Here is a 24,356-nt window from a genome sequence, read left to right on the forward strand (position 1 = left end):
GTAGCAGTGCTCACCGCACAGCGGGAGGTGTCGTGTGGCCGTCACCATCGACCTGGCCGGGCAGGTCGCCGTGGTCACCGGAGGAACGCGCGGTGTCGGGGCGGGCATTGCGCGGGCCCTGCTCACCGCCGGAGCCGAGGTGGTGGTGTGCGCCCGCCGCGCCCCCGGCTCCCCGGTCCGGGCCGCCGGGCGCACCGCGCGATTCCGGCCGCTCGACGTCCGTGACGCCGATGCCGTCGACGGCTTCTTCGGTTGGCTTCGCGACACGTACGGACATCTCGACCTGCTGGTCAACAACGCCGGGGGCAGCCCCTACGGGCTGATCGCCGCCACCGGTGCGCGCCGCGCCGCCCGTGTTCTGGAGCTGAATCTGACGGCGCCCATGACCGTCGCCCTCGCCGCCCACGAGCTGATGCGCCATCAGGAGGGTGGTGGCTCCCTCGTGATGATCGGCAGTGTCAGCGGAACCCGGCCCTCCCCTGGCACCGCGGCCTACGGGGCCGCCAAGGCGGGCCTGGAGAACCTCGCCCGCAGCCTGGCCGTGGAATGGGCCCCGACCGTGCGGGTCAACACCCTCGTCCTCGGCATGGTCCGCACCGAACTGTCGCATCTGCACTACGGGGACGCGGACGGCGTCGCCGCCGTCGGCCGCACCGTGCCCCTCCGGCGGCTGGCCGAACCCGCCGAGGCCGGTGACGCCTGTGTCTTCCTCGCCTCCGGTCTCGCCCGCTACATCACCGGCGCGAGCCTCGCCGTGCACGGCGGCGGGGAGCGCCCGGCCTTCCTCGACGCGGCCACGGCGAACGCGGCCGATCCCACCACCCCGAACGAGCACCCAGGACCCGACCATCCAGGAGGAGTGAGATGAGCGGACTGTGCGGCGGACGCGTCGCCGTCGTCACCGGAGCGGGCCGCGGCCTCGGCCGTGCCCACGCGCTCGCCTTTGCCGCCGAGGGCGCGAAAGTTGTCGTCAACGACCTCGGCGCGAGCCTGGACGGCGCCGGCCGGTCGGCGGACCCGGCCCGCGAGGTCGTGGCGGAGATCCAGGCCGCGGGCGGCGAGGCCGTCGCCCACACCGCGGACATCGCCACCACCGACGGGGCCGCCTCCCTGGTCGCCGCCGCCCTCGACACCTACGGCCGGCTCGACACCCTCGTCAGCAACGCCGGTTTCCTCCGCGACCGGATGCTCGTCAACCTCGGCGAGGACGAGTGGGACGCGGTGATCCGCGTCCACCTCAGGGGCCACTTCCTGCCGCTGCGGTACGCCGCCGCGCACTGGCGCGCCGAGACCAAGGGCGGGCGCACACCGGCGGCCCGCGTCGTCCACACCAGCTCCGGGGCGGGGCTCATGGGCAGCGTCGGTCAGGGCAACTACGCGGCGGCCAAGGCCGGGATCCTCGGTCTCACCCTCGTCGCCGCGGCCGAACTGGACCGCTACGGCGTCCAGGTCAACGCCGTGGCCCCGGCCGCCCGCACCCGGATGACCGAGGCCACCTTCGCCGACACCATGGCCGCCCCCGGCGAGCCCGGCGCCTTCGACGCCATGGCCCCCGCGAATGTCTCACCGCTCGTGGTCTGGCTCGGCTCCGCCGCCTGCGCCGGGGTCACCGGCCGGGTCTTCGAGGCCGACGGTGGGCGCATCACCGTCATGGACGGCTGGCGCCGGGGGCCGACCGCCGACAAGGGCGCCCGCTGGACCCCCGCCGAGGCGGGCGAGGCAGCGGAAGAACTGCTCGCCGCCGCCGAGCCGCCGGAGCCGGTGTACGGGGCCTTTTGACGTCCTGTTCCCGCCAGGCCCCCTCGGCTCCCGGCGCCTCGGCGTACGGCCCGGTGCGAATGAGGCGGGAGGTGTCTTCAGATGCTGACGCCATGGGCGCGCAGATAGGAGAGCGGGTTGACGTCGGAGCCGTAGCCGGGGCCGGTGCGGATCTCGAAGTGGAGATGCGGGCCGGTGGTGTTGCCCGTCGAACCGGAACGGCCGATCTGCTGACCGCCGTTGACGCTCTGCCCCGCTCGCACCGACAGCTGGGAGAGATGGGCGTACTGGCTGTATCTGCCGTCCGGGTGGCGGATCACCACCTCGTAGCCGTACGCGTCGGCCCAGCCCGCCGAGACCACCCGGCCGGTGGTGACGGCCTTTACCGAGGTGCCCACGCCCACGGGGAAGTCCACACCCGTGTGATGGCCGCTGGACCAGCTGGAACCGGATGCCCGGTAGGAGGTGGTCGGGCTGACGCCGCTGACCGGCGCGGTGAACCCCGAGCCGGTGGCGGGCTTGGCGCCGGACCGGTGGCGGCTGGAGTGCTGCTTCTGGGGATGCGGCTGCGGCTTGGGCTTGGCCTTGTGGTGGGTCTCGGGCTGCGGCTTCGGTGTGGCCTTCGGCGTGGTGTCCGCCTTCGGTGCGGTCTTGCCGTTGCCGCTCAAGGCCAGTTTCTGACCGGGGTAGATCAGATCCGGATCGCCGCCTATGGTCTCCCGGTTGGTCTCGTACAGTGTCCGCCAACCGCCCCGCACATTCTGGTCGTTGGCGATCCGGGAGAGCGAGTCGCCGCTGACGACCACATAGCGGCCGGACCCGGACGGCGCCTGGCCGGGCAGCCGGGTGGGCGTGGGCATGCTCTGCTTCTGCTTGCTCTCCTTGGTTTTCTGAGCGGACGCCGTGATGGCCTCGGGAGCGCTGTGGGGCGCGGCGGCATCCCGGGTCAGCCCCGCTGTGCCGGAACAGACCGGCCAGGCCCCGGGGCCCTGGGCGTCGAGCACCTTCTCCGCAACGGCGATCTGCTGGTCCCTGGTGGCCAGATCGGCCCGTGCCGCATAGGCGGTTCCGCCGTACGCCTTCCAGGTGCTCTGGGTGAACTGGAGCCCGCCGTAGAAGCCGTTGCCGGTGTTGATGTCCCAGGTGTTGGTGGACTCGCACCGGGCGACCTTGTCCCAGGTCCCCTCCGAGGCCGCGTGCGCGCCCGTGGCGCCGACCAGTGGCAGGGCGGCGATACCGGCGCCGCCCGCCGTGACGCTCAGCGAGGCACGGGAGATGCGGTGGGGCTTCGGACGGCGGTGGCGTCCCCGTAAGGGCATGGACGGCTCCTTCTCCTGCTGCCAGTGCGGCGAGCTGCCGGGCGCGCCAAACATAAGGGCCCGATTCGGCCACAACAAGAGGGAGTTGACCCGGAAGGAGAGCCGCACCGCGCTGTGCTGCAACCCTCACCGGGTGGTGTGATGTGTGTCACATTATTTCACTCGGTGGTGCGGTAGAGACGCAGGGTGACGATCTCGAACGGGCGGAGCGCGAGCGGGCAGTGCGGGCCCTGGACTTCGGCCGGTCCGGCCGACCGCTCCAGCAGATCGCGGAACGCGGTGCCGGACAGCGGGAATCCGGCGGTCAGCCGGGTCCGCAAGCGGTGCGTCCCCTGGTCGTGTGCCCCGTACGCGTGACCTCGTAGCCGCAGGTCGAGTCGGGCGCTACCAGGTGAACGTGGTGGACGAGGGCGGGGAGGAGGTGAACAGCTCGTCCACGGCCCGCACATCGAGCCGGGACGCCCGCTCGCCGTCGGCCCGTCGCAGCGCGGGGACGTAGAAGGCGGTGCCGCAGGTGCCGCCGAGGAAGCGGCGGCCACCGCCCGGCAGCACCTGGTGCAGTTCGTAGTGGCGTACCGCACCGGACGAGCGCCCCCAGGACAGCCGCAGCGCGGCCGTTCCGGCCTCGCCGCCGGGCCGGGACGCGGTCACCGTCAGCGCTCCGGGAGCGTCCGGCGCCTCGGGCGTGGCGTCGCGTACAGCGAGCGCGCCCAGCCGCCACCGCACGGTGCCACCGCTGCGCGCCGTCAGCCGCACCCCGAGGGCGCGCACCGACTCCGCCCGGAGTCCGCGCAGCCGCCGTCCGATCCGCAGGGTGGCGGTGGTCCAGCCACCGCCCGCGCGCGGTGTGCCCGCCGGAAGGTAGGCGAAGTCGTACGCACCGCCCGGGATGTCCGGTTCCCGTACGGCCACCGCCAGTTCCACCCGGACCGCCGCCGAACCGGCGTCGGCGCGATGGGCCAGCTCCACCACGGTGGCGGCAGACAGCGGCAGCCGCACCGAGTGCAGCTCGACGGTCGTGGGCGCGCCCAGCGCGCCGTCCACCAGCAGACTGTTGCCGCCGCGCCAGGCGTCGGCGAAGTCGAAGGTGACGGTGGGGCGGGCACCGGCCGTCCGCACCACCCAGCGGCGCCCCGGCAGCCGGTCCTGGAGTCCGAGATGGTTCCAGGCCGTGTCCGACACCGCCTCGCCCCCCTCGTACCAGCGCAGGCCGTGGCCGGTGTTGAAGGAGGTGGCGAAGGGCAGCGCGGTGATCGTGGAGCGGTCGGCTACGGAGACGGCGGGCGCCCGCCACCCTCCGGCGCCACTGCCCGGCGCGGACGGATCGAGGGAGGCACCGGTCCAGAAGCGGTCGTCGCGGGCGTGGAAGGCCGCCGGTGTCCGCTGCCCTGACGGCAAGCTGGTCCAGGTCCACTCGGGACGGTAAAAGCCGTAAGCCGTGGTGTGCGCGGCGCCGGCGGGCACCACGGCGTCCCAGTTCACCGGGGTGTCATAGCCACGGGACTCGACGTCGATCCCGGCCCACAGCTCATAGCGGCTGCGTCCCAGGTCCTGCGCCAGCCGCCCCGAGGAGGCCAGCCCCGACCGGCTCCAGTCGAAGTTCAGGAACATGGTGCCGGAGGCGCGGAAGAAGGTGGAGTTGCGGTCGTTGAGTGCGTTCTGCCAGCTCACGGCTCCACTGTCGACCATCGCGTCGTACCAGGTGATCCGCAATCCCTCGCCGTGGTCGTGCAGATGGCGCAGGAAGTCCCGCATATCGGTGGCCAGTCGGGTGTCCCCGCCGTCGGTCTCGGCGTTGATGAACCAGCCGTCGAAACCGTATGCCCGCGCCACCTGGATCAGCTTGTCCGCGATCGGGAACCCGCCGCCACTGCCGCGCTGGACCAGATCCCGTGTCCAGCGCAACTGCCCGCCGTACGCCACGGGCGGCAGGAAGACGGTGCCGAGCACGGGGACACCATTGCGGTGGGCGGCGTCCACGACGGGGGCGTTGGGCGCCAGGATCACCCCCTCGCCGGAGGAACCGCCCCAGAACACCAGCTCGTCGAGATAGGCCCAGTGGGTGAGCGCGTAGAAATCGGCCGTCGCGGACCCCTGGGAGGGGTTGCCGGCGGTGGGCGCGAAGGCGGCCAGCGCGGACACCCGCGCGTGACCGGTGCGCGCGGTGGTGTTGGGCGCCACCGGCGCGAAACGGGAGTCGAGCGGGACGGTCGCGGTGTTGAAGGCGAGATCCGGATCGGACTCCGGTGTCCACGACGTCAGGCTGCGCCAGACGACACCCTCCCCCGGGCTGCCGGAGGGCAGGCTGTCGGGGAACCAGTACGAGGCGTACGGCCGCAGGTCCCCGGCGGCAGCGGCGGCAGCGGCGGCCGGGCGTATCCGGCCCGCGGCGGTCGCGGTGCCCATCGGCAGGGCGGCGGCCGCCGCCGTGGCCGCGCCCGCTGCCAGGACCCGGCGGCGGCCGGGGCGAGCGGTGTCCGTGCCGGGCGTTGCGGATCTGTCGTACACGCCGGTCTCCTTCGCTGGGAGGTCAGGTGATGGTGGACGGCTTATCCGAGGGCGTCGACGGTCAGCACCTCCGTGATGCCGCGAGCGGCCAAGTGCGCGGTGTCCGAGGCGCGTTCGGCCAGCACCACGGCCGGTCGCAGGCCCTGGCCGGCGGCGCGCATCCATGCCTCGAAGAACCGCCCACCCGGTGCGCACGCCGAACGCCCCCGGCCGGCCTCCTCACCGGCCTCCGCCACCAGCGCGGTGGTGCGCGGGGCGGGAGGCCGCTCCCGCCACTCCCGGACGATCCGGGCGAGTGCCCGTCCGGCGGGTTTGACCTGGCGGTCGTTGGTGAGCAGCCCGAGCCCGTACTCCAGCTCGGGGAAGTCGGCGAGGCCGCGGTCCACATCGTGCGAACACCACCAGGTCACGCCCCACACATCCGGGCAGTCCAGAGCGTGGGCGACCGTGGTCCTGGTGAAGGCGGCGGCCCGCTCGGGCGGGATGTGCGGCGCGGGCGCGCCGACTTCCTGCAACCAGACCGGGCGGTGCGGATCCGTCGCCCACGCCTTTGACAGCTCGATGAGGTAGGCGGCGTGCAGTCCGGTGGCGGAGCCGGTGGACCCGTGGCGCTGCGCCGTGCCGTTGAACACCCAGGAGTGGACGGCGGTGGCGGCGCCGAGCCGGGCCGAGTGGGCGGGGGTGAACGGGTGGTCGTCGTGGTACCAGGCGGCGTCGTAGGAGGCGTGCAGATGCATCCGCCCCGGCGCCCCCTGCTCACACGCGTCGAGCATGGCGCGCAGCCATGTCCCGGCCCGTGCGGAGGTGATGCGGTCGGGGTCGGGGTGGGGCGCGGCGGAGAACTGGTTGAACTCGTTGCCGACGGTCATGCCGAGGAACGCGGGACGGTCGGCGAGGGCGGCGGCCAGCGTGCGCAGATACTCCGCCTGGGCCTCCACCACCTCGGGGTCGGTGAAGAGGTTGCGGCGGTGCCAGGTGGTGGTCCAGGACGGGATGAAGTCGAAGCTGGACAGATGGCCCTGCAAGCCGTCCACGTTCACCTCGAGGCCGCGTTCGGCCGCCGCGTCGACGAGCTGGACCAGCTGCTCGACCGCGCGGGGGCGGATCAGGGAGCGGTTGGGGTGGAAGACCGGCCACAGCGGGAAGACCCGGATGTGATCCAGGCCCAGGGCCGCGACGGAGTCCAGATCGGTGCGCACTTCGTCGAGGTCGAAGTCCAGCCAGTGGTGGAACCAGCCGCGGGTGGGGGTGTAGTTGACGCCGAAGCGCACGGAAGATCGATCCCTTCAGCCCTTGATGGCGCCCTCGCCGACGCCACGGAAGAAGTACCGCTGGAGACAGGCGAACATCACGATCAGCGGGGCGACCGCGATGATGGTGCCCGCCGCGACCAGCCGTGGATTGTTGGCGAACGTGCCGTGCAGATAGTTGAGGCCGACGGTCAGAGTGAACTTGTCGGAGTCGGAGAGCACGATCAGCGGCCACAGGAAGTCGTCCCAGGCGCCCATGAAGGCGAAGATGGCGACCACCGCCAGGGTGCCCCTCACGGCGGGCAATCCGATCCGTACGAACCGCTGCCACACATTGGCCCCGTCGATGACCGCGGCCTCCTCGATCTCGTACGGGAGCTGGGCGAACGCGTTCCGCATCAGCAGGACGTTCAGCGCACTCACCGCTCCCGGCAGCACCACGGCGATGAGGGTGTTGTTCAGCTCCAGATCCCGCATGGTGGTGAACTGGGCGATGATGATGGACTCCAGCGGCACCAGCAGCGCCATCACAAACGCAAGACCGGCCGCCTTACGGCCCCGGAACCGCAGCCGCGCCAGCGCGTATCCCGCCATCGCCGCGCCCACACAGTTGGTGAGCACATTGGCCACCGCCACCTTCAGCGAGTTCAGCGCGTAGTCCCACACCGGGACGATGTCCGCGACCCCGGAGTAGTTGTCGAGTGTGGGGTGTGCGGGCAGGAAGGCGGGCGGTGAGGTGTAGATGTCCTCGGTGGTGCTCTTGAGCGAGGTGGACAGCTGCCACAGGAAGGGGCCCACGGTCAGCGCCAGCACGGTGAGCAGCAGCAGATAGCGCAGCGCCTTCTCCCAGCCGGACATGCGCTTCACCCGAGCTCCTCCCGCCGGTCGGCGCGCAGCACCAGCAGCATCAGCACAAGGGTGATGGCGAAGACGACGAGCGAGAGCGCGGAGGCGTAGCCCACCCGCCCGTTCAGCCCGGTGCCCACCCGCTGCACCAGCATCACCAGCGTGGTGTCCTGTCCGGCCGGGCCGCCGGTGGGCCCGGCCAGCAGATAGACCTCGGAGAACACCTTGAACGCGGCCACCGAGGAGAGGGCGCCGACCAGCACCATGGTGGAGCGGACCGCCGGGACGGTGACGCTGAGGAAGCGGCGGACCGCGCCCGCGCCGTCCACGGCGGCGGCCTCGTGGAGTTCGGGCGGTACGTTCGCCAGTGCGGCAAGGTAAATGATCATGTAGTAGCCGAGTCCCTTCCATACCGTCAGCGCCATGGCGCTGAACAGCAGCAGCCACTGGTCGCCGAGGAATGCCACCGGACTGGCGCCGAGGAAGGTGAGGATGCCGTTGATCAGGCCGCGGTCGTCCAGCATCCACCCCCAGATCAGGGAGACCACGACCACCGAGGCCACCACCGGGGTGTAGAAGGCGGCCCGGAAGAAGGCGACACCGGGGACCTGCTTGCGCACGAGCAGGGCCAGCAGCAGCGGCAGCACCACGGTGCACGGCACCACCATCACCACGTACAGCAGGCTGTTGCGCAGCCCCACCGTGAACTGCTCGTCGTCCAGCATGGTCCGGAAGTTCTCCAGACCCACCCAGGAGCCGCCGGTGAGCGTCCGGGTGTCGGTGAACGCCTGGTACACGGTGGTCAGAAACGGATAGAGGGTGAACGCGGAGACCACTCCGAGCCCGGGGAGCAGAAAGAGCCAGGGGCTCGCGGCCCGGTGCGTCCGTGAGGAGGGAGCGGCGGGGCGGCGGCTCATCGGTGCCCCTAACCCTGCTGGAGCAGTTGGTTGCTCTGTGCCACGGCGTCGTCCAGCGCCTTCTTGGGCGACTTCTTGCCCTGGAGGGCCTTGGCCACCTCGTTCTGGAGCACGGTCTTCATCTCGTCGCTCATCACCACGGGGGTGTAGTTCACCGCGCCCTTGAGCAGCTTCGCGGAGGCGACCCGCACCCGGCCCTCGTCGGTGCCGTCGTCCTTGGTCCAGTAGGGCTTGTCCAGCGACCCCTTGGTGCTGGGGAAGATGGCCACCTTGTGGGCGAAGGACTCCTGGTTCTTCCGGTTGGTGACGAAGTGCGCGAACGCGATGGCCGCGGCCTTGTGCTCGCTGTTCTCCTTCACCGCCAGACCCATCACATACATGTTGGGCTTGCCGGTGTTGTTGGGCGCCTCCGTGATGCCGAGGTTCTTGTAGAGGCTGGGCGCGTCCCGTTTGAAGGTCTCCAGGTCGTGGGCGCTGCCCGGGTTCATCGCGACCTTCTGCTCCAGGAACTTCTGCCCCGCCTTCTCGGGGGTGTTGGTGAGCGCCTGTCCGTCAAGACCGCCCTTGTCGTAGAGCTGCTTGTACCGGGTCAGCAGCTCCACACCCTGGTGCTCGTTGTAGGTGAACGCGGTGGCGTCGTCGTTCATCAGCGCCACGCCGTAGCGGCCGAAGTCCTCGATGGACGGGGTGCCCGCGAGGGTGGCCACCTTGGTGCCGGACGTCGAGGCCATGGTGTCGGCGGCGGAGAACAACGCGTCGTACGTGTGCGGCGGCTTGTCCGGATCGAGCCCCGCCTTACGGAAGAGCGCCTTGTTGTAGAACATCGGGCCGGTGTTGAGGTACCAGGGGAAGGCATAGGTCCCGTCAAGACCGGGGAGGGCATTCCCCTTCCATGCCTCGGGGGTGTAATCGGAGCGGAAGCGAGAGCTGGCCCTCTCCTGGTCCAGATTCATGAGCACCCCGGCCTTGGCCAGTGGATGGGCGAGGTCCGGGGACACATTGACCACATCGGGGAGATTGCCGGATCCGGCGTCCGCGCTGAGCTTTTCCGCGTAGTTCTCGGCGGGCTGATCCAGCCATGTGACCTTGACGTTCGGGTACTTCTCCTCGAAAGCGTCGACCAGACCGTTGAAGTAGTCCTTGAAGTTGGCCCGGAGATTCCAGGTCTGGAAGCGGATCTCGCCCTCGATCGCACCGTCCGCGCGTGAACCGCCTCCACCGTCATCCCCATTGCAACTGGTCAGAGCCATGGAGGAGAGCAGAAGGGGGAGGATGGCGGCGGTCGCTCTACGGGATATGGGCATGGCCGACGAGCTCCTTCGATGAGCCGGCACAAGGCCGGTGGGATCGGGAGGGGCGGACCAAAAACTGCACCCGGAGCGGGAGTTGCGTCAAGACATCCCCCGGCTGGCAGCCCAGCACGGCCGCCCGTGCCCTGTCCGGCGAGGGCTCGGCCACCGTCGGTTTGGTGCTCGCCCGGCCCGCCGGCACCCTCGGTGTCGAGTCCTTCTTCCTGCAAGTGGTCTCAGGGGTGCAGGAAGCGCTCTCCCCGCGCCGCCTCGGTCTGCTGTTCCAGGTGGTGGAGGACTTGGACGCGGAATGCGCCACCTACCGCCGCTGGTGGGCCGAGCACCGGGTGGACGGGGTCCTCGTGGTCGACCCGTCCGGGACCGGCCGCCCACCGCCTTGGTCTACGACAACGATGTGATGGCGGTCGCCGGACTCGCCGCCGCCGAGCGCGGTCTGTCCGTCCCGGCCGATCTGTCCATCGTGGCCTGGGACGACTCCGTACTGTGCCGCAGCACCCACCCCTCCCTGACCGCCCTGGTGCGTGACACCGCGGCGTTCGGGCGGCATGCCGCGGTGCGGCTGATCGCGCTGCTCGACGGTGGGCCGGCGGTCCGGGTCCAAGACGACGCCCCGAGGCGGGCCCTCCGCGGTAGCACCGCCGCCCCGCCCGGCTAGCTCCTATCCTCCGGCCTCCGCTACGGACTTTTCGAGGAGCGTGAACGACTTGGGTGCGCCGCCGGGTTGTGGTTTTCCGTCCTTGCGTCCGACGATCCGGTAGCCGGCGTCGAGGTAGTACGCGGTGAGGCGTTCGTTGCCGGCGAGGCAGTCCAGGCGTGCGAGTGTCCGGCCTGCCTCGGCTATACAGCGCTCAGCGACACGCAGGAGTCGGCGTCCGGTGCCGGGCGGGACGCTGCTGTGGTCGACCATCAGCCGGTGCACATATCCGGCCGTCGGCGGCTGCGGCCCCCAGGCGTCCTCGTCCTCCCACCACAGCTCCCAGGCCCCGACGACGCGTCCGGCGACCTCGGCGAGCCATAGCTCACCGCTCTTCGCGATACGGCGGAAGTGGTCCTCGCCCAGCTCGCCGGGGTGCCACTGGCCGGTGACGCCCTGGGCGAGCATCCAGCGGGCGGCGTCGTCGCGCAGGCGCACCACAGCGGCAAGGTCGACATCCTCGGCACGGCGGAAGCTCAGATCGTTCACGCCGTGATCTTCGCACAGAGGTACGCCACGTGGCGGTGGCCCCGGTCCGACCGACAAGACCCGGGCTCGTGCGCACAGCGGTGGCCGCCGCCCGGACGCGGGCGGCGGCCACCGGAAACACCCCCGGTGCCGTTATGTACGTACCGCCAGCGACAGCGCGAAGCGTCCCTCGGCATCGGTCCACCAGCGCCGCGACTCCAGCCCGGCGGCGGCCAGTTCGGCCCGTACCTTCTCCTCCCGGAACTTCGCCGACACCTCGGTGCGGATCTCCTCACCGGCCGCGAAGTGGATCGCGAGGTCCATCGCGGGGATCTTCGCGGTGAGCTCCTTGCGGGCCCGCAGCCGCATCTCGATCCACTCCTCCTCGGCGTCCCAGACCGCGACATGGTCGAAGTCCGCCGGGTTGAAGTCAGCACCCAGCTCGCGGTTGAGCACCGCGAGCACGTTCTTGTTGAACGCCGCGGTGACCCCTTGTGCGTCGTCGTACGCGGCGATCAGTGTGGCCTCGTCCTTGACCAGATCGGTGCCGAGCAGCAGCGCGTCGCCCGGCGCCAGCATCGCGCTCACCGCGGTGAAGAACTCCCGGCGCTCGGGCGGCAGCAGATTGCCGATGGTGCCGCCGAGGAACGCCACCAGCCGCGGCCCGGGGGCGTCGTCGGGGAGGGTGAGCCCGTGCATGAAGTCGGCCACCATGGCGTGCACCGTCAGCTCCGGATGCTCGGTGAGCAGGGCGCGCCCGGCCGGTTCCAAGGCGCTCTCGCTCACGTCCACCGGGACGTAGACCCGCAGATCCGGCAGCGCCCGGATCAGATGCCGGGTCTTCTCCGAGGAGCCGGAGCCCAGTTCGACCAGGGTTCTCGCCCCGGTCGCCTCGGCGATCTCCGCCGCCCTCGCTATGAGGATCTCCCGCTCCGCGCGGGTCGGATAGTACTCGGGCAGCCGGGTGATCTCTTCGAAGAGCTCGCTTCCACGGGCGTCGTAGAACCACTTCGGCGGCAGCCGCTTGGGAGTGCGGGTCAGCCCGTCGGCCACATCGTCGCGCAGTGCGGCGGTCGTGGAGTCCACGGGCAGGGTCCGGGTCATGGTGAAGGGGCTCACGCGGAAGCCTCCTTGAGGGGAGAGAGGAGAACATCGGTACGGGTGGCGGTCAGCAGGGTGCGGTCGGGGACTTCCGTCCAGTGCGGATCGTCGTCGTACGGCTCGGAGGCCACGACCACCGCGCGGCCCGGGTCGGCCCGGTACCACAGGGTGTCGCCCCACGCGGTGGCGGCGATCGTCGAGCCGTCCAGGAGCAGCAGGTTCAGCCGTGAACCGGGCGCGGCCGCCGCCACCGTCTCGACGGCCACGGCCAGTGCCTCGGCCGGTGCGTGCCCCCGCCGCAGCCGGTGCAGCACCAGCGCCCACACCAGCGCGGAGTCACAGCGCGCTTCGAGGCTCAGCAGATCGGCGGGCGGCAGGGACGCGGCCACCTCCGCGAGCGACTGCGGCCACTGGCGCACCGCGCCGTTGTGGCTGAACAGCCAGACCCCGGAGGCGAAGGGTGAGGCCCCCGCCTCCCCGTCCGCACTCGCCTCGGTGGCATCGCGCACGGCCGCCATCAGCGCCCCGGTGCGTACCACCCGGGCGAGATCGGCGAACGACAGATCGCCCCAGATGGGCCCGGCGCGGCGGTAGCGCGCGGGCACCGCGTCGTCCGGCGCGTACCAGCCGACCCCGAACCCATCGGCGTTGACGGTGCCGTGGGCCTGCCGCCGCGGCGCCCAGGACTGTGTGAACAGACTGTGCGGCGGAGCGCTGACCACGTCGCCGATGGCGGTCTCGGGCCCCAGATAGGCGAGATGCCGGCACATCAGCGCCACCCCCCGGCAGCGGGGACGGCGTCTCCGGCGGCGGCCCTCACACGGCCTCCGGGGCGGCGTCGCGGGCGGTGCGGAACCCCGAGAAGATCTGCCGCCGGATCGGCAGGTCCCAGTTGCGGAAGGTGCCCCGGCAGGCCACCGGGTCCACCGCGAAGGAACCTCCGCGCAGCACCTTGTAGGCGGGCCCGAAGAAGACCTGCGAGTACTCGGGGTACGGGAAGACGCGGAACCCCGGATAGGGCAGGAAGTCGCTGGAGGTCCACTCCCACACATCGCCGATCAGCTGCCGTACGCCGAGCGGGGAGGCGCCCCGCGGATAACTTCCGGCCCGCGCGGGCCGCAGATGGCGCTGGCCGAGGTTGGCGTGGTCGGGGGTGGGGTCCTCGTCGCCCCACGGATACCGCAGGGACCGGCCGGTGGCCGGGTCGTGGCGGGCCGCCTTCTCCCACTCCTCTTCGGACGGCAGCCGGCGCCCCGCCCAACGGGCGTAGGCGTCCGCCTCGTACCAGCTCACATGAAGCACCGGCTCGTTCTCCGGCACCGGTTCGGTCACCCCGAACCTGCGGCGCAGCCACTGCCCGCCCTCGCGCCGCCAGAACAGGGGTGCGCTCAGACCGTGTTCCTGGATATGCGCCCAGCCCTCCGGTGTCCACCAGCGGCGCTCCGTGTAGCCGCCGTCCGCGATGAACCGGGCGTACGCGCCGTTGGTCACCGGGGCGGTGTCGATGCAGAAGGGCGGGACCAGCCGCCGGTGGGCGGGCCGTTCATTGTCCAGCGCCCAGGGTTCGGTGGAGGTGCCCATGGTGAACGGGCCGCCGGGGATCAGGACCTCGTCGGGCAGCGCGGCCGCGTCGGCGGTGTCCGGCGGCGCGGGAGCGGTCAGCGCCGCGGGCCCGCGGCGCAACTGGTGGGTGATGAGCATGGTCTCGTCGTGCTGCTGCTCATGCTGGGCGATCATGCCGAAGGCGAAGGCCGCGTCGACCAGCGGGGCGCCGCGCAGCTCGATGCGTTCCAGGACGTCGAACACCCGGCCGCGCACCTCGGAGACATAGCCCCGGGCCTCAGCAGGCGCCAGCAGCGGCAACGAGGGCCGCTCGGCGCGTGGATGCTCGAAGGCGTCGTACACCGAGTCGATCTCCGGGCGCATGGCCTGCCGTCCGTCGACGGCGCGCAGCAGCCACTGCTCCTCCTGGTTGCCGATATGCGCCAGGTCCCACACCAGCGGGGACATCAAGGGGGAGTGCTGGGCGGTGAGATCGTGGTCGTCCACGCAGGTGGTGAGGGTGTGGGTGCGTTCCCGCGCGGTGCGCAGCGCGCTCTCGGCGCGCATGCGCAGCGCATCGGGGTCGAGGTCGAGGAGGTCGGAGTCGGAAGCGGTCATGGCCGTTCCTCCTTCCCGGGGACGGGGGCGAGCAGATCGTCGGCGGGACATCGGCCACGGGCCACATAGCGGTCGGTGAAGTCGGCCACGGCGGAGGTGATGGCGGGGGAGGCGCCCAGCCGGGGGAGTGCCTCCAGCGCGGTGGCGAAGCAGGTGGCGGCGGCGCTCCGCAGTTCGGGGTCGGCCAGGCCGTCCCGGGTCGCGCTCAGCCACAGCGGGTTGCACGGGGCGGGCCGGGTGCCCGCGGTCTCGGCGAGCGGTTTCACCACGCGGTAGACGGTTTCCGCGGCCTCGGGGTCATCGAAGAGCGCCACCGTGACGGCGAGGGGGACGATCCATCCGTCGTCGCCGCTCTGCGCGTCGATCATGCGCAGTTCGAGATGGCCGCGCGGCCGGACGGGCGGGAAGAGGGTGGAGATGTGGAAGTCGAGATCGTCGAGGGTGGGCGGCCGGGGCAGGGCGGTCCGGGCCCACTGCCGGAAGGTCAGCCCGTCCGGTACGGTCCACGGCCCGTGCTCGGCTCGGACGGCCATCACCGGCGCGTCCAGCACATAGCGGGCCCAGGCGGTGCGGGGGTCGCGTCCGTCGGGCGGGGCGAGGGTGCGGCCGGGGTCCATCGACGCCCACAGCGCCTGCCGGGTGGAGCGGTAGCCGGTGGGGCTGCCCTCGCGCAGCGGTGAATTGGCGAAGGTGGCGGTCAGGACGGCGCCCAGGAGGTGGGCGAGCCGCCAGCGCCGCCCCAGGCCCAGCGGACCGGGCTCCTCCTGCCCGGCGTCCACGCACACCTGGACCGAGGCGGTGCTGCACATCATGGACCGTCCCGCCGGGCCACGGCGGTTGAAATAGGTCTCCATGGAGTCGTAGCGGGGCGTGGTGAGAAACCGGCGCGGCGGCCGCCAGGGGTCATGGCCATGCCCGGCGATACCGAGACCGAGCCCGGCGAGAAGGGTGCGTACGAGAACCAGATCGGCGGCGGCGGACTCCACGCAGGCGGTGAGGGAGTCGGCCGGGAGGGAGCTCAGCTCCAACTGGCCGCCGGGTTCGAAGGTGATCGCGGACCGGAGCGGCAGTCCGCGCAGAGCGGTGACCGCGGCCTCCAGCCGGGCCGCCTCCACGGGTCGTGCGGGGTCGTGCGGGTCGTACAGGAGCCATTCCAGTTCGACACCGATACGGCGCGGCGGCCCTGTTTTGAAACAGATGCCGTGCAGCCTGGCCTCCATCTCGGCCTCGCTGATGGCCTTGCTGTCGGGCACAGTCGTCATCTCCCGTCCCGTTCCGGCGATCGGCTCGCCGTGCTGCGAACCGATCTGTGCCGCTCACTCTCACCTGCGGACGCGCCGGGCTCAAGGGTGCATCCAGAGTTGCACAGGAGTTCTCACCCCGCCGGACGGGAACGGCAGGATGGCTGAGGCCACAGCACAGGGCGGTTTCCACCGTCGTACCGACTGGTTAGTATGTGCCGCCTCGGCGTAGGGAACGCCGCTACCGACAGCTTTGTGGAGGCCACCGGATGCAGGCATGGCGAGTGCACGACAACGGCGAGCCGCGTGAGGTCATGCGCCTGGAAGAGGTGCCCGATCCGGTGGCGGGCCCGGGACAGCTGCTGGTGCGGGTCCTGGCCGCCAACGTCAACTTCCCCGACGCCCTGCTGTGTCGCGGCCACTACCAGGTCCGGCCGCCACTGCCGTTCACCCCGGGCGTCGAGCTGTGCGGTGAGGTCGTCGCTGTCGGCGAGGGCGCCGAGGGCGAGGTGGGCACCCGCGTCGTGGCCACCCCCGCCCTGCCCGCAGGCGGTTTCGCCGAACTGGTCACGGTGGACGCGTCGAGTGTGCTCCCGGCTCCCGACGCTCTGGACGACGCCGAGGCCGCGGCACTGCACATCGGCTACCAGACCGGCTGGTTCGGTCTGCACCGCCGGGCCCGGCTGCAATCGGGCGAGACCCTGCTGGTGCACGCCGCCGCGGGCGGGGTGGGCACCGCCGCCGTCCAGCTCGGCAAGGCGGTCGGCGCCCGGGTCATCGGCGTCGTCGGCGGTGAGGACAAGGCGCGGGTGGCCCGTGAGGTGGGCTGTGACCTCGTGCTCGACCGCCGCACGGACGACATCGTGGCCGCGGTCAAGGAGGCCACCGGCGGACGCGGCGCCGATGTGGTGTACGACCCCGTCGGTGGCGACGCCTTCGCCAAGTCCGTCAAGTGCGTGGCCTTCGAGGGCCGCATCGTGGTCGTCGGCTTCGCCAGCGGCGTCGTCCCCCAGGCCGCCCTCAACCACGCCCTGGTCAAGAACTACGCCATCCTCGGCCTCCACTGGGGTCTGTACAACACCAAAGACCCGGCCGCCGTCCGCTCCTGCCACGACGAACTGACCAAGCTGGCCGCCCAGGGCACCGTACGGCCCCTGGTCAGCGAGCGGGTGTCGCTCGCGGACGCGGCCGACGCCGTCCAGCGCGTCGCCGACGGCGTCACCACCGGCCGGGTGGTGGTCGTCCCCGGCCAGACGACGGGAGGCCCCCGATGACCACCGCCCGGGACCGGACCGCCGTGGACGCCCCCGAACTGCGCCGCCGCGTCCGCGCACTCCTCGACGCCCACCCCCCGGCCACCACCGACCGTCTGGACTTCCTGCGCGCCCGCTTCGACGCCGGGCTCGCCTGGGTCCACTACCCGGCGGGGCTCGGCGGCCTGGACGCCCCACGCTCCCTCCAGGCCGTCGTGGACGCCGAACTCGAGGCCGCCGGGGCACCCGACAACGACCCCCGCCGCATCGGCATCGGCCTGGGGATGGCCGCCCCCACCATCCTCGGCTTCGGCACCGACGAGCAGCGCACCCGGCTGCTGCGCCCGCTGTGGACCGGCGAGGAGGTGTGGTGCCAGCTGTTCAGCGAACCCGGCGCCGGATCCGATCTCGCGGCCCTGGGCACCCGCGCGGTGCGCGACGGCGACGCATGGGTGGTCGACGGCCAGAAGGTGTGGACCTCCAGCGCGCATCTCGCCCGCTGGGCCATCCTCATCGCCCGCACCGACCCTGAACTGCCCAAGCACCGCGGCATCACCTACTTCATCTGCGATATGACCGACCCCGGGGTCGAGGTGCGCCCGCTGCGCCAGATCACCGGCGAGGCGGAGTTCAACGAGGTCTTCCTCACCGGGGTGCGCATCCCCGACAGCCGGCGCCTCGGCGAGGTCGGCGAGGGCTGGCGGGTCGCCCAGACCACCCTGATGAACGAGCGGGTCGCCATCGGCGGCGACCGGATCCCCCGAGAAGGCGGCATGGTCGGCCTGGTCGCGAAGACCTGGCGGGACCGGCCCGAGCTGCGCACCCACGACCTCCACCAGCGGCTGCTGCGGCTGTGGGTGGACGCCGAGGCGGCCCGGCTGGCGGGCGAACGGCTGCGCCAGCAACTCGCCCTGGGCCAGCCCGGACCCGAGGGCTCGGCCATGAAACTCGCCTTCGCCCGCCTCAACCAGCGGCTCAGCGCGCTGGAGGTGGAACTGCTGGGTGAGGAGGGGCTGGCCTACGACGACTGGACCCTGCGCCGCCCCGAACACGTCGACTTCACCGGCCGCGAGGCCGGCTACCGCTATCTGCGCGCAAAGGGCAACTCCATCGAGGGCGGCACCTCGGAGGTGCTGCTCAACATCATCGCCGAACGCGTCCTGGGCCTGCCGCCCGAGCCGCGGACCGACAAGGACGTCCCGTGGAAGGACCTGCCCCGATGAGCACCCCGGACCTGCTCTACTCCGAGGCCGAGGACGATCTGCGCGCGGCCGTACGGGCGTTGCTGACCGACCGCTGCCCGGCCCCGGCGGTGCTCGCCCAGGCGGAGAGCGACCGGCCGTACGACCCCGCCGTATGGCGGGCGCTGGGCGCCGAGATGGGCACGGCCGGGCTGCTGGTCCCCGACAAGCTGGGCGGACAGGGCGCCACCGCACGCGAGGTGGCGGTGGTGATGGAGGAACTCGGCCGTGCCGTGGCCCCCGTGCCCTATCTCACCAGCGCCGTCCTGGCCGTCACCACCTTGCTCGGCTGCGACACCGACGACGAGGCCGTGGCGCGGCTGCTCCGAGGGTTCGCCGAGGGCCGGACCACCGGAGCTCTGGCCCTTCCGCTGGCCGGCACACCGGGCGAGGACACCCCGCCCGCCACCGTACGGACCGGCGGCGACGGAACCCTGAGCGGTGAGGTCCGCGGCGTCGCTGGCGCGCTGGGAGCCGAGGTGCTGCTGATCCCCGCCGAAGGGCCGGACGGCTACGGGCTGTACGCCGCGCAGACCACCGAGCCCGGTGTCACCGTCGCCCCGCTCACCTCCCTGGACCTCACCCGGCCGCTGGCCACGGTGACCCTCGACGGGGCGCCCGCGCGCCGGGTGGCCGGAGCGGACCGGGCCTGGTCCGCGGTCCGGCGCGCCCTGCTGACCGGGGCGGGGCTGCTCGCCTCCGAACAGCTGGGGGTGGCCGAATGGTGTCTGACCGAGACCGTGCGCCACACCGGCGAGCGCCATCAGTTCGGCCGCCCCATCGGTTCGTTCCAGGCGCTGAAGCACCGGATGGCGGCACTGTGGCTGGAGCTGGTCTCCGCCCGCGCCACCGCCCGGTACGCCGCCGACGCCCTGGCCACGGACAGTCCGGACGCCCCGGTGGCGGTGGCCATCGCCCAGGCGTACTGCGCCGAAGTGGCCGTGCACGCCGCCGAGGAATGCGTACAGCTGCACGGCGGTATCGGGATGACCTGGGAACACCCGGCCCATCTCTATCTCAAGCGGGCCAAGAGCGACGAGATCGCGCTGGGCACACCCGGCCGTCACCGTCAGCTCCTGGCCGGGCTGGTGGCCCTCCCGGCACCCACCGGCTGACCGCCCCGGGCGCGGTAGGGGTCCGCCCCGGCATCTGGCGCCGGGGCGGACCGGCGTCCCAGCCCCGCGGCGGACCGGTTCCGCACCGCGGCCCCCATCCGCCATACCGAACAACAGATCGGCACTCGTCCGGAGCACCATGGTTCGGCGGGGCATGGGCGATTCTGGGCCACACTGACGGCCGGATTCCGATCCTCCGTAGCGGCCGAGGAGGCTCCCATGGCCATTTCCATCTCCGTGGTCCTGCTGCTTCTGATTCTGGCGGTGGTCTTTCTGCGCAGTGGCGGGCTGCGTATCTCCCATGCCCTGGTCTGTGTGACGCTCGGCTTCTATCTGGCCAGCAGCAGTGTGGCGCCCACCATCTCCGAAGGGCTTGCCGCCACCGCGGACGTGGTCAGCAGCGTCCGCCCCTGACCCGCGCCCGCGGTGACGGCGGCACCGCTCAGCGGCCGATCTCGACGTCCTCCAGGACACCCAACGCGTCCGGCACCAGAATCGCCGCCGAGTAGTAGGCGCTGACCAGATACGACGTCACGGCCTGGGCATTGATGCCCATGAACCGGACGTTCAGACTGGGCTCGTACTCATCGGGGATCCCGGTCTGGTGGAGCCCGACAACGCCCTGGCCCTCCTCCCCGGTGCGCATCGCCAGGATGGAGCTGGTGCCGGACTCGCTCACCGGGATCTTGTTGCACGGCAGCAGCGGCACCCCGCGCCAGGCCCGCACCGCCACCCCGCCGATCTCGATGCCCTGCGGATACAGCCCTCGGCTGCTGCACTCACGCCCGAAGGCCGCGATGGTGCGCGGATGGGCCAGCAGATACTGCGTCTTGCGGCGCCGCGACAGCAGCTCATCGAGGTCATCCGGGGTGGGCGGCCCGCTGCGGGTGTGGATGCGCTGGGACAGATCGGCATTGTGCAGCAGGCCGAACTCCCGGTTGTTGATGAGCTCGTGCTCCTGACGCTCTCGCAGCGCCTCGATGGTCAGCCGGAGCTGCTCCTCCACCTGGTCCATGGGGTCGTTGTAGAGATCGGCGACCCGGGTGTGGACCCGCAGCACGGTCTGGGCCACGCTCAGCTCGTACTCCCGCGGGCTCAGCTCGTATTCGGCGAACGTCCCCGGCAGCACCGGCTCGCCCGAGTGGCCCGAGGTGATCGCGATATCGGCCTCGCCACGACGGTTGCGCGCGGGCTCCGGCCGGTTCTCCCGTTCCTCGAGATGGGCGCGCAGCGCCCCCGACCGGTCGGCCGCCTCCTGGAAGGCACGGCGGGGGAGGGTGAGCACTGTGGTGCGGGTGACCGCCCGGACGGTGAACTCCCAGGTCTGCTCCGGCCCGGTGAGCGCGGCGTCGCCGAAGTACTCCCCATCGGCCAGCACCGCGAGCGCCGTATCGGTGTCATAGGCGCCGGGAGCGATCTGCCGGACCTTGCCATGGGCGACCAGATACACCTGATCGGCCGGGCGACCGGCCTCGACCAGCACATCCCCCGGCGCGTACTCCCGCTGGACGCAGGCGTCGGCCAGCGACTCCAGCACGGAGGTGTCCTCGAAGCCGCGCAGCGTCGGCAGCTCGGCCAGCTCCGGCGGGATGACCCGCACCTGCGACCCAGTGGTGACGAACTCCACCCGCCCGTCACCGACCGTGTAGCTCAGCCGCCGGTTCACCCGGTAAGTGCCGGCCGACACCTGCACCCAGGGCAGGACCCGCAGCAGCCATCGGGACGAGATGGCCTGCATCTGCGGAACGGACTTGGTCGTGGTCGCCAGATTCCGTGCGGCGGCCGTGCCCAGACTCAGCGGCTGCTCGCCGGACTCCACGGAAGTGGTCATCTGTGCTCATCACTCATTTCGGTATGTATTCGGGAACGTATACGAGGGCCACCGCAAGGTGTGGCGGGCCGTCAGAGGCCGATTTCCACGTTCTCCAGGATTCCGAGCGCATCCGGGACCAGAACGGCCGCGGAATAGTAGGCGCTGACGAGATACGAGATGATGGCCTGCTCGCTGATTCCCATGAACCGCACGGAGAGGCTCGGCTGGTATTCATCGGGAATTCCGGTCCGATGCAGCCCGATAACCCCCTGGTTCTCCTCGCCGGTGCGCAGGACGAGAACGGAGGTGACTCCGCTGCGGGTCACCGGAATCTTGTTGCACGGGAAAATGGGCACACCGCGCCACGCCGGCATCGCATGACCGTTCACCTCCGCGCTCTGCGGGGAGATGCCGCGGCTGTTGAACTCCCGGCCGATCGCGGCGATCGCGCGCGGATGCGCCAGGATCAGCCCCGGGTCCTTCCATACGGTGGCCAGCAGGGCGTCGAGGTCGTCGGGGGTGGGCGGGCCGCCGCGGGTGTGGATGCGCTGGGACAGGTCCGCGTTGTGCAGCAGGCCGATCCGGGAGTTGTTGATGAGCTCGTGCTCCTGGCGCTCCCGCAGGGCCTCGATGGTCAGCCGGAGCTGCTGCTCCACCTGGTTCATCGGGTCGTTGTACAGGTCGGCGACCCGGGTGTGGACCCGCAGCACGGTCTGGGCCACGCTCAGCTCGTACTCGCGGGGGGCGAGCTCGTACTCGGCGAAGGTGCCCGGCAGCAGAGGCTCGCCCGCATGGCCGGAGGACAGCTCGATGGACGCCTCGCCGTGCTCGTTCCGCGGGGGCTCGGGCGCCGCCCGCACCGCCTCCACATGCTCCCGCAGTGCCCCCGAGCGGTCCATCTGCTCCTCGAACTCCTGGCGGGGCAGCGCCAGCACGGTGCAGGAGGTGACCGCCTTGACGGTGACGCCCCAGGTGCCGACATCGGCCGAAGCCAGCTCCCGCTCGCCGAGGTGGTCACCGCCGGCGGCCGTGCCGACCACCGCGGGCTCGTCGAAGGCTCCCTCGGTCAGCTTGTCGACCTTGCCATGGGCGATCAGATACAGCTCATCGGCCGGACGCCCGGCCTCCACCAGCACATCGCCGGGAGCCAGCTCACGCTGGGTGAACCGGTTCGCCAGCGCCTCGAGGGCCTCGGTGTCCTCGAAGCCGCGGAGCAGCGGAAGCTCCCGCAGCTCGACCGGGATGACCTGGACCTCGGCGCCGGTGGTCGTGAACTCCACCCTGCCGTCCCCGAGGGTGTGCGAGGCCCGCCGGTTCACCCGGTAGGTGCCGCCCGGCACATGCACCCACGGCAGCATGCGCAGCAGCCATCGCGAGGTAATTCCCTGCATCTGCGGAACGGACTTGGTCGTCGTCGCCAGATTCCGCGCGGCCGCCGTGCCGAGACTCGACAGCGGCTGCGAATTGTCGGTACCGGAACCCGGTTCAACGGACGTCGTCATCGTGCATGCTCACCCACCCCTGGACGGACCTCAAGAGAAATTCCTCCCGAGCAACTCACAAGCTAGCAGCGGCCTTTGGGCCTGTGCATTCACTCAAAAGTGTGGCCACCCGAAGGGTTCGGACGCACGCGAGGAATGGGTAAATACTCCGGCTCCGCGGGGCAGCCGTACGTGCCGCCGTTCGGCGCGTCCGCGCCGCGGCCCCTTCGCGTTCGGCGCGGCGCGTCGCACCCTCCAGGCACCCTGGGGCGACTCTGGCGCGCCCCGCACCCCGGCCGCGCGGGAACAGCGGGGAAATGGCCGGAGTCCGCCCGCCGAACTCTTCGCACGGCTCTGCCCTTTGGGGCCACGGCCCCCCGATACTCACTGGCGTCACCGCGCACAGCCGAGCAGCACGCCGGGACGAGAGCCGGGAGGCATCATGGAACGCCGTACGCGCCGCGCCTTTGTCGTCACCCTCGGAGCCGCCGTGGCGGGCGGTGTGGCCACACCCGCCTTCGCCGGTACGGCGGCCACGGGCAGGCCCGCACCGCCCCTGGGCAGAGCCCATGCGCACAACGACTACGAGCACCCCCGCCCGCTCACCGACGCGCTCTCCCACGGCTTCGGCAGTGTCGAGGCCGACATCTGGCTGGTGGACGGCGCGTTGCTGGTCGCCCACGACGCCACCGACCTGGACCCGACCCGTACCCTCGAATCGCTCTACCTCCACCCGCTGGCCCGGCGGGTGAAGGCCAACGGCGGCCGGGTCTACCGCGGTTACGACCTCTCCCTCCAGCTGCTGATCGACCTCAAGACCCCGGGCGAGGCCACCTACCGCGCACTCGCCGAACGGCTGCGCCGCTACGGCCCGATGTTCAGCGCCGCCTACGGCGGGGTCGGCGGCCGGGTGCGCCGCGGCCCGGTGACCGCCGTCATCTCCGGTGACCGCGGCGCCCGCGCCCCCATGGAGGCCGAGAAGGTGCGCCACGCCTTCTACGACGGACGCCTGGAGGACCTCGGCACGGGAGTGCCCGCCTCCTTCATCCCGCTCATCAGCGCCGACTGGAACAAGACCTTCACCTGGCAGGGCGCGGGCACCATGCCCCCGGCGGAGCGGGAGAGGCTGCGGCAGATCGTCGGCGCCGCGCACCACGACCGTCAGCGGGTGCGCTTCTGGGCCACACCCGATGTGGCGGGGCCGGAGCGCGACGCCCTGTGGCGCGAACTGCTGGCCGCCGACATCGACCTCCTCAACACCGACGACCTGGCGGGTCTCGAGGACTTCCTGCGCGGCACCCGCTGACCGGACAGCTGACCGGACCGGTGGCGGCGGAACGCAAAAACCCGTCGCGTTCCGCGGTCACCGGCGTCATGCTGTCGGTCATGCTCATCAGGACTGCCACCCCTCAGGACTGGCCCTCGATCTGGCCCTTCCTGCACCGCATCGTCGCCGCGGGCGAGACCTACACTTATCCACGCGACCTCGACGAGGACCAGGCGCGCGACCTCTGGATGCTGACGGCCCCGGGCCGTACCGTCGTGGCCACCGACCCCGACGGCACCGTGCTCGGTTCGGCCAAGATGAACCCCAACCACATGGGTCCCGGTTCGCATATCGCAAGCGCCAGCTTCATGGTGGCGCCTGAGCAGGCCGGACGCGGGGTCGGACGGGCCCTTGGCGAACATGTCCTGGAGTGGGCGCGGGCCGAAGGCTACCGGGGCATGCAGTTCAACGCCGTCGTGGAGAGCAACACCCGGGCGGTCGCGCTGTGGCGTTCACTGGGCTTCGAGGTGGTGGGCACCGTCCCGGAGGCGTTCGAGCACCCGACGAAGGGCTATGTCGGACTCCACATCATGCATCAGCACCTGTGAGCGCGG

At 71.5% G+C, this 24,356-nt stretch carries 22 protein-coding genes and 1 pseudogene; 9 read left to right on the plus strand and 14 right to left on the minus strand.

The features are described 5' to 3' along the window. Window positions 1-34 precede the first annotated feature (34 nt). Together AC4BEG_RS34895 and AC4BEG_RS34900 are read left to right on the plus strand one after the other, a co-directional pair. Window positions 35-868, plus strand: a complete 834-nt coding sequence (locus tag AC4BEG_RS34895) for an SDR family oxidoreductase (RefSeq protein ID WP_490703680.1) — start codon at window positions 35-37, stop codon at window positions 866-868. After that, complete coding sequence (locus AC4BEG_RS34900; RefSeq protein ID WP_490703681.1) at window positions 865-1,779, plus strand: SDR family oxidoreductase; 915 nt, start codon at window positions 865-867, stop codon at window positions 1,777-1,779. Before AC4BEG_RS34895 ends, AC4BEG_RS34900 begins: the two co-directional genes overlap by 4 nt. Before the next feature lie 77 nt (window positions 1,780-1,856). On the opposite strand, the gene AC4BEG_RS34905 is transcribed toward AC4BEG_RS34900, so the two are convergent. The 7 genes from AC4BEG_RS34905 to AC4BEG_RS34935 all read right to left on the minus strand — a co-directional run bounded on the left by AC4BEG_RS34905 (window position 1,857) and on the right by AC4BEG_RS34935 (window position 9,902). Then, window positions 1,857-3,077 (minus strand): transglycosylase family protein, encoded by a 1,221-nt coding sequence (locus AC4BEG_RS34905; RefSeq protein WP_490703682.1) that lies wholly within the window; start codon window positions 3,075-3,077, stop codon window positions 1,857-1,859. 158 nt (window positions 3,078-3,235) lie between these two features. Beyond that, window positions 3,236-3,397, minus strand: a complete 162-nt coding sequence (locus AC4BEG_RS34910; RefSeq protein WP_490703683.1) for a hypothetical protein — start codon at window positions 3,395-3,397, stop codon at window positions 3,236-3,238. A gap of 64 nt (window positions 3,398-3,461) precedes the next feature. Next, window positions 3,462-5,585, minus strand: coding sequence for an endo-beta-N-acetylglucosaminidase (locus tag AC4BEG_RS34915; RefSeq protein WP_490703684.1), 2,124 nt, complete (start codon window positions 5,583-5,585; stop codon window positions 3,462-3,464). A 41-nt stretch (window positions 5,586-5,626) separates the two neighbouring features. After that, window positions 5,627-6,856, minus strand: a complete 1,230-nt coding sequence (locus AC4BEG_RS34920) for a glycoside hydrolase 5 family protein (RefSeq protein ID WP_490703685.1) — start codon at window positions 6,854-6,856, stop codon at window positions 5,627-5,629. A gap of 15 nt (window positions 6,857-6,871) precedes the next feature. Then, window positions 6,872-7,693: a carbohydrate ABC transporter permease gene (locus AC4BEG_RS34925; RefSeq protein ID WP_490707301.1), complete on the minus strand. Its 822-nt coding sequence runs from the start codon at window positions 7,691-7,693 to the stop codon at window positions 6,872-6,874. Window positions 7,694-7,698: 5 nt separating this feature from the next. Continuing rightward, window positions 7,699-8,598, minus strand: coding sequence for a carbohydrate ABC transporter permease (locus tag AC4BEG_RS34930; protein ID WP_490703686.1), 900 nt, complete (start codon window positions 8,596-8,598; stop codon window positions 7,699-7,701). Between the two features lie 8 nt (window positions 8,599-8,606). Then, the gene (locus tag AC4BEG_RS34935) at window positions 8,607-9,902 is read right to left on the minus strand and encodes an ABC transporter substrate-binding protein (protein WP_490703687.1); all 1,296 of its coding nucleotides are present in this window, start codon (window positions 9,900-9,902) and stop codon (window positions 8,607-8,609) included. Here AC4BEG_RS34935 and AC4BEG_RS34940 point away from each other — a divergent pair. Next, window positions 9,893-10,563: pseudogene (locus tag AC4BEG_RS34940) on the plus strand (substrate-binding domain-containing protein). The gene AC4BEG_RS34935 and the pseudogene AC4BEG_RS34940 overlap by 10 nt on opposite strands. A 3-nt stretch (window positions 10,564-10,566) precedes the next feature. Here AC4BEG_RS34940 and AC4BEG_RS34945 read toward each other — a convergent pair. The 5 genes from AC4BEG_RS34945 to egtA all read right to left on the minus strand — a co-directional run bounded on the left by AC4BEG_RS34945 (window position 10,567) and on the right by egtA (window position 15,593). Beyond that, the gene (locus AC4BEG_RS34945) at window positions 10,567-11,091 is read right to left on the minus strand and encodes a GNAT family N-acetyltransferase (protein ID WP_490703688.1); all 525 of its coding nucleotides are present in this window, start codon (window positions 11,089-11,091) and stop codon (window positions 10,567-10,569) included. A 132-nt stretch (window positions 11,092-11,223) separates the two neighbouring features. Further along, window positions 11,224-12,189 carry an L-histidine N(alpha)-methyltransferase gene (gene egtD / locus AC4BEG_RS34950; protein WP_490703689.1) on the minus strand — a complete coding sequence of 322 codons (966 nt, stop codon included), beginning with the start codon at window positions 12,187-12,189 and terminating at the stop codon, window positions 11,224-11,226. Next, a complete protein-coding gene (gene egtC, locus AC4BEG_RS34955) occupies window positions 12,186-12,941 on the minus strand; it encodes an ergothioneine biosynthesis protein EgtC (protein WP_490703690.1) in 756 nt (251 codons plus the stop codon). The genes egtD and egtC overlap by 4 nt, the downstream gene beginning before the upstream one ends. A 46-nt stretch (window positions 12,942-12,987) precedes the next feature. After that, a complete protein-coding gene (egtB, locus tag AC4BEG_RS34960) occupies window positions 12,988-14,331 on the minus strand; it encodes an ergothioneine biosynthesis protein EgtB (RefSeq protein ID WP_490703691.1) in 1,344 nt (447 codons plus the stop codon). Beyond that, complete coding sequence (gene egtA / locus AC4BEG_RS34965) at window positions 14,328-15,593, minus strand: ergothioneine biosynthesis glutamate--cysteine ligase EgtA (protein ID WP_490703692.1); 1,266 nt, start codon at window positions 15,591-15,593, stop codon at window positions 14,328-14,330. Before egtA ends, egtB begins: the two co-directional genes overlap by 4 nt. A gap of 248 nt (window positions 15,594-15,841) precedes the next feature. Here egtA and AC4BEG_RS34970 point away from each other — a divergent pair, with 248 nt between their 5' ends. The 4 genes from AC4BEG_RS34970 to AC4BEG_RS34985 all read left to right on the plus strand — a co-directional run bounded on the left by AC4BEG_RS34970 (window position 15,842) and on the right by AC4BEG_RS34985 (window position 19,595). Continuing rightward, entirely contained in the window at window positions 15,842-16,846 is a 1,005-nt protein-coding gene (locus AC4BEG_RS34970; protein WP_490703693.1) for an NADPH:quinone oxidoreductase family protein, read from the plus strand. Further along, window positions 16,843-18,048, plus strand: a complete 1,206-nt coding sequence (locus tag AC4BEG_RS34975; protein WP_490703694.1) for an acyl-CoA dehydrogenase family protein — start codon at window positions 16,843-16,845, stop codon at window positions 18,046-18,048. Before AC4BEG_RS34970 ends, AC4BEG_RS34975 begins: the two co-directional genes overlap by 4 nt. Next, entirely contained in the window at window positions 18,045-19,181 is a 1,137-nt protein-coding gene (locus AC4BEG_RS34980) for an acyl-CoA dehydrogenase family protein (protein ID WP_490703695.1), read from the plus strand. The genes AC4BEG_RS34975 and AC4BEG_RS34980 overlap by 4 nt, the downstream gene beginning before the upstream one ends. 219 nt (window positions 19,182-19,400) lie before the next feature. Further along, entirely contained in the window at window positions 19,401-19,595 is a 195-nt protein-coding gene (locus AC4BEG_RS34985) for a hypothetical protein (protein WP_069860708.1), read from the plus strand. 28 nt (window positions 19,596-19,623) lie between these two features. On the opposite strand, the gene AC4BEG_RS34990 is transcribed toward AC4BEG_RS34985, so the two are convergent. Then, a complete protein-coding gene (locus AC4BEG_RS34990; RefSeq protein WP_490703696.1) occupies window positions 19,624-21,012 on the minus strand; it encodes a family 2B encapsulin nanocompartment shell protein in 1,389 nt (462 codons plus the stop codon). 71 nt (window positions 21,013-21,083) lie between these two features. Then, window positions 21,084-22,496, minus strand: coding sequence for a family 2B encapsulin nanocompartment shell protein (locus AC4BEG_RS34995; protein WP_490703697.1), 1,413 nt, complete (start codon window positions 22,494-22,496; stop codon window positions 21,084-21,086). Window positions 22,497-22,917: 421 nt separating this feature from the next. Here AC4BEG_RS34995 and AC4BEG_RS35000 point away from each other — a divergent pair, with 421 nt between their 5' ends. Beyond that, entirely contained in the window at window positions 22,918-23,781 is an 864-nt protein-coding gene (locus tag AC4BEG_RS35000; RefSeq protein WP_490703698.1) for a phosphatidylinositol-specific phospholipase C/glycerophosphodiester phosphodiesterase family protein, read from the plus strand. Between the two features lie 80 nt (window positions 23,782-23,861). Further along, a complete protein-coding gene (locus AC4BEG_RS35005) occupies window positions 23,862-24,350 on the plus strand; it encodes a GNAT family N-acetyltransferase (protein ID WP_490703699.1) in 489 nt (162 codons plus the stop codon). Window positions 24,351-24,356: the final 6 nt, after the last annotated feature.

Source organism: Streptomyces sp. JLBJ103, from assembly GCF_058215575.1.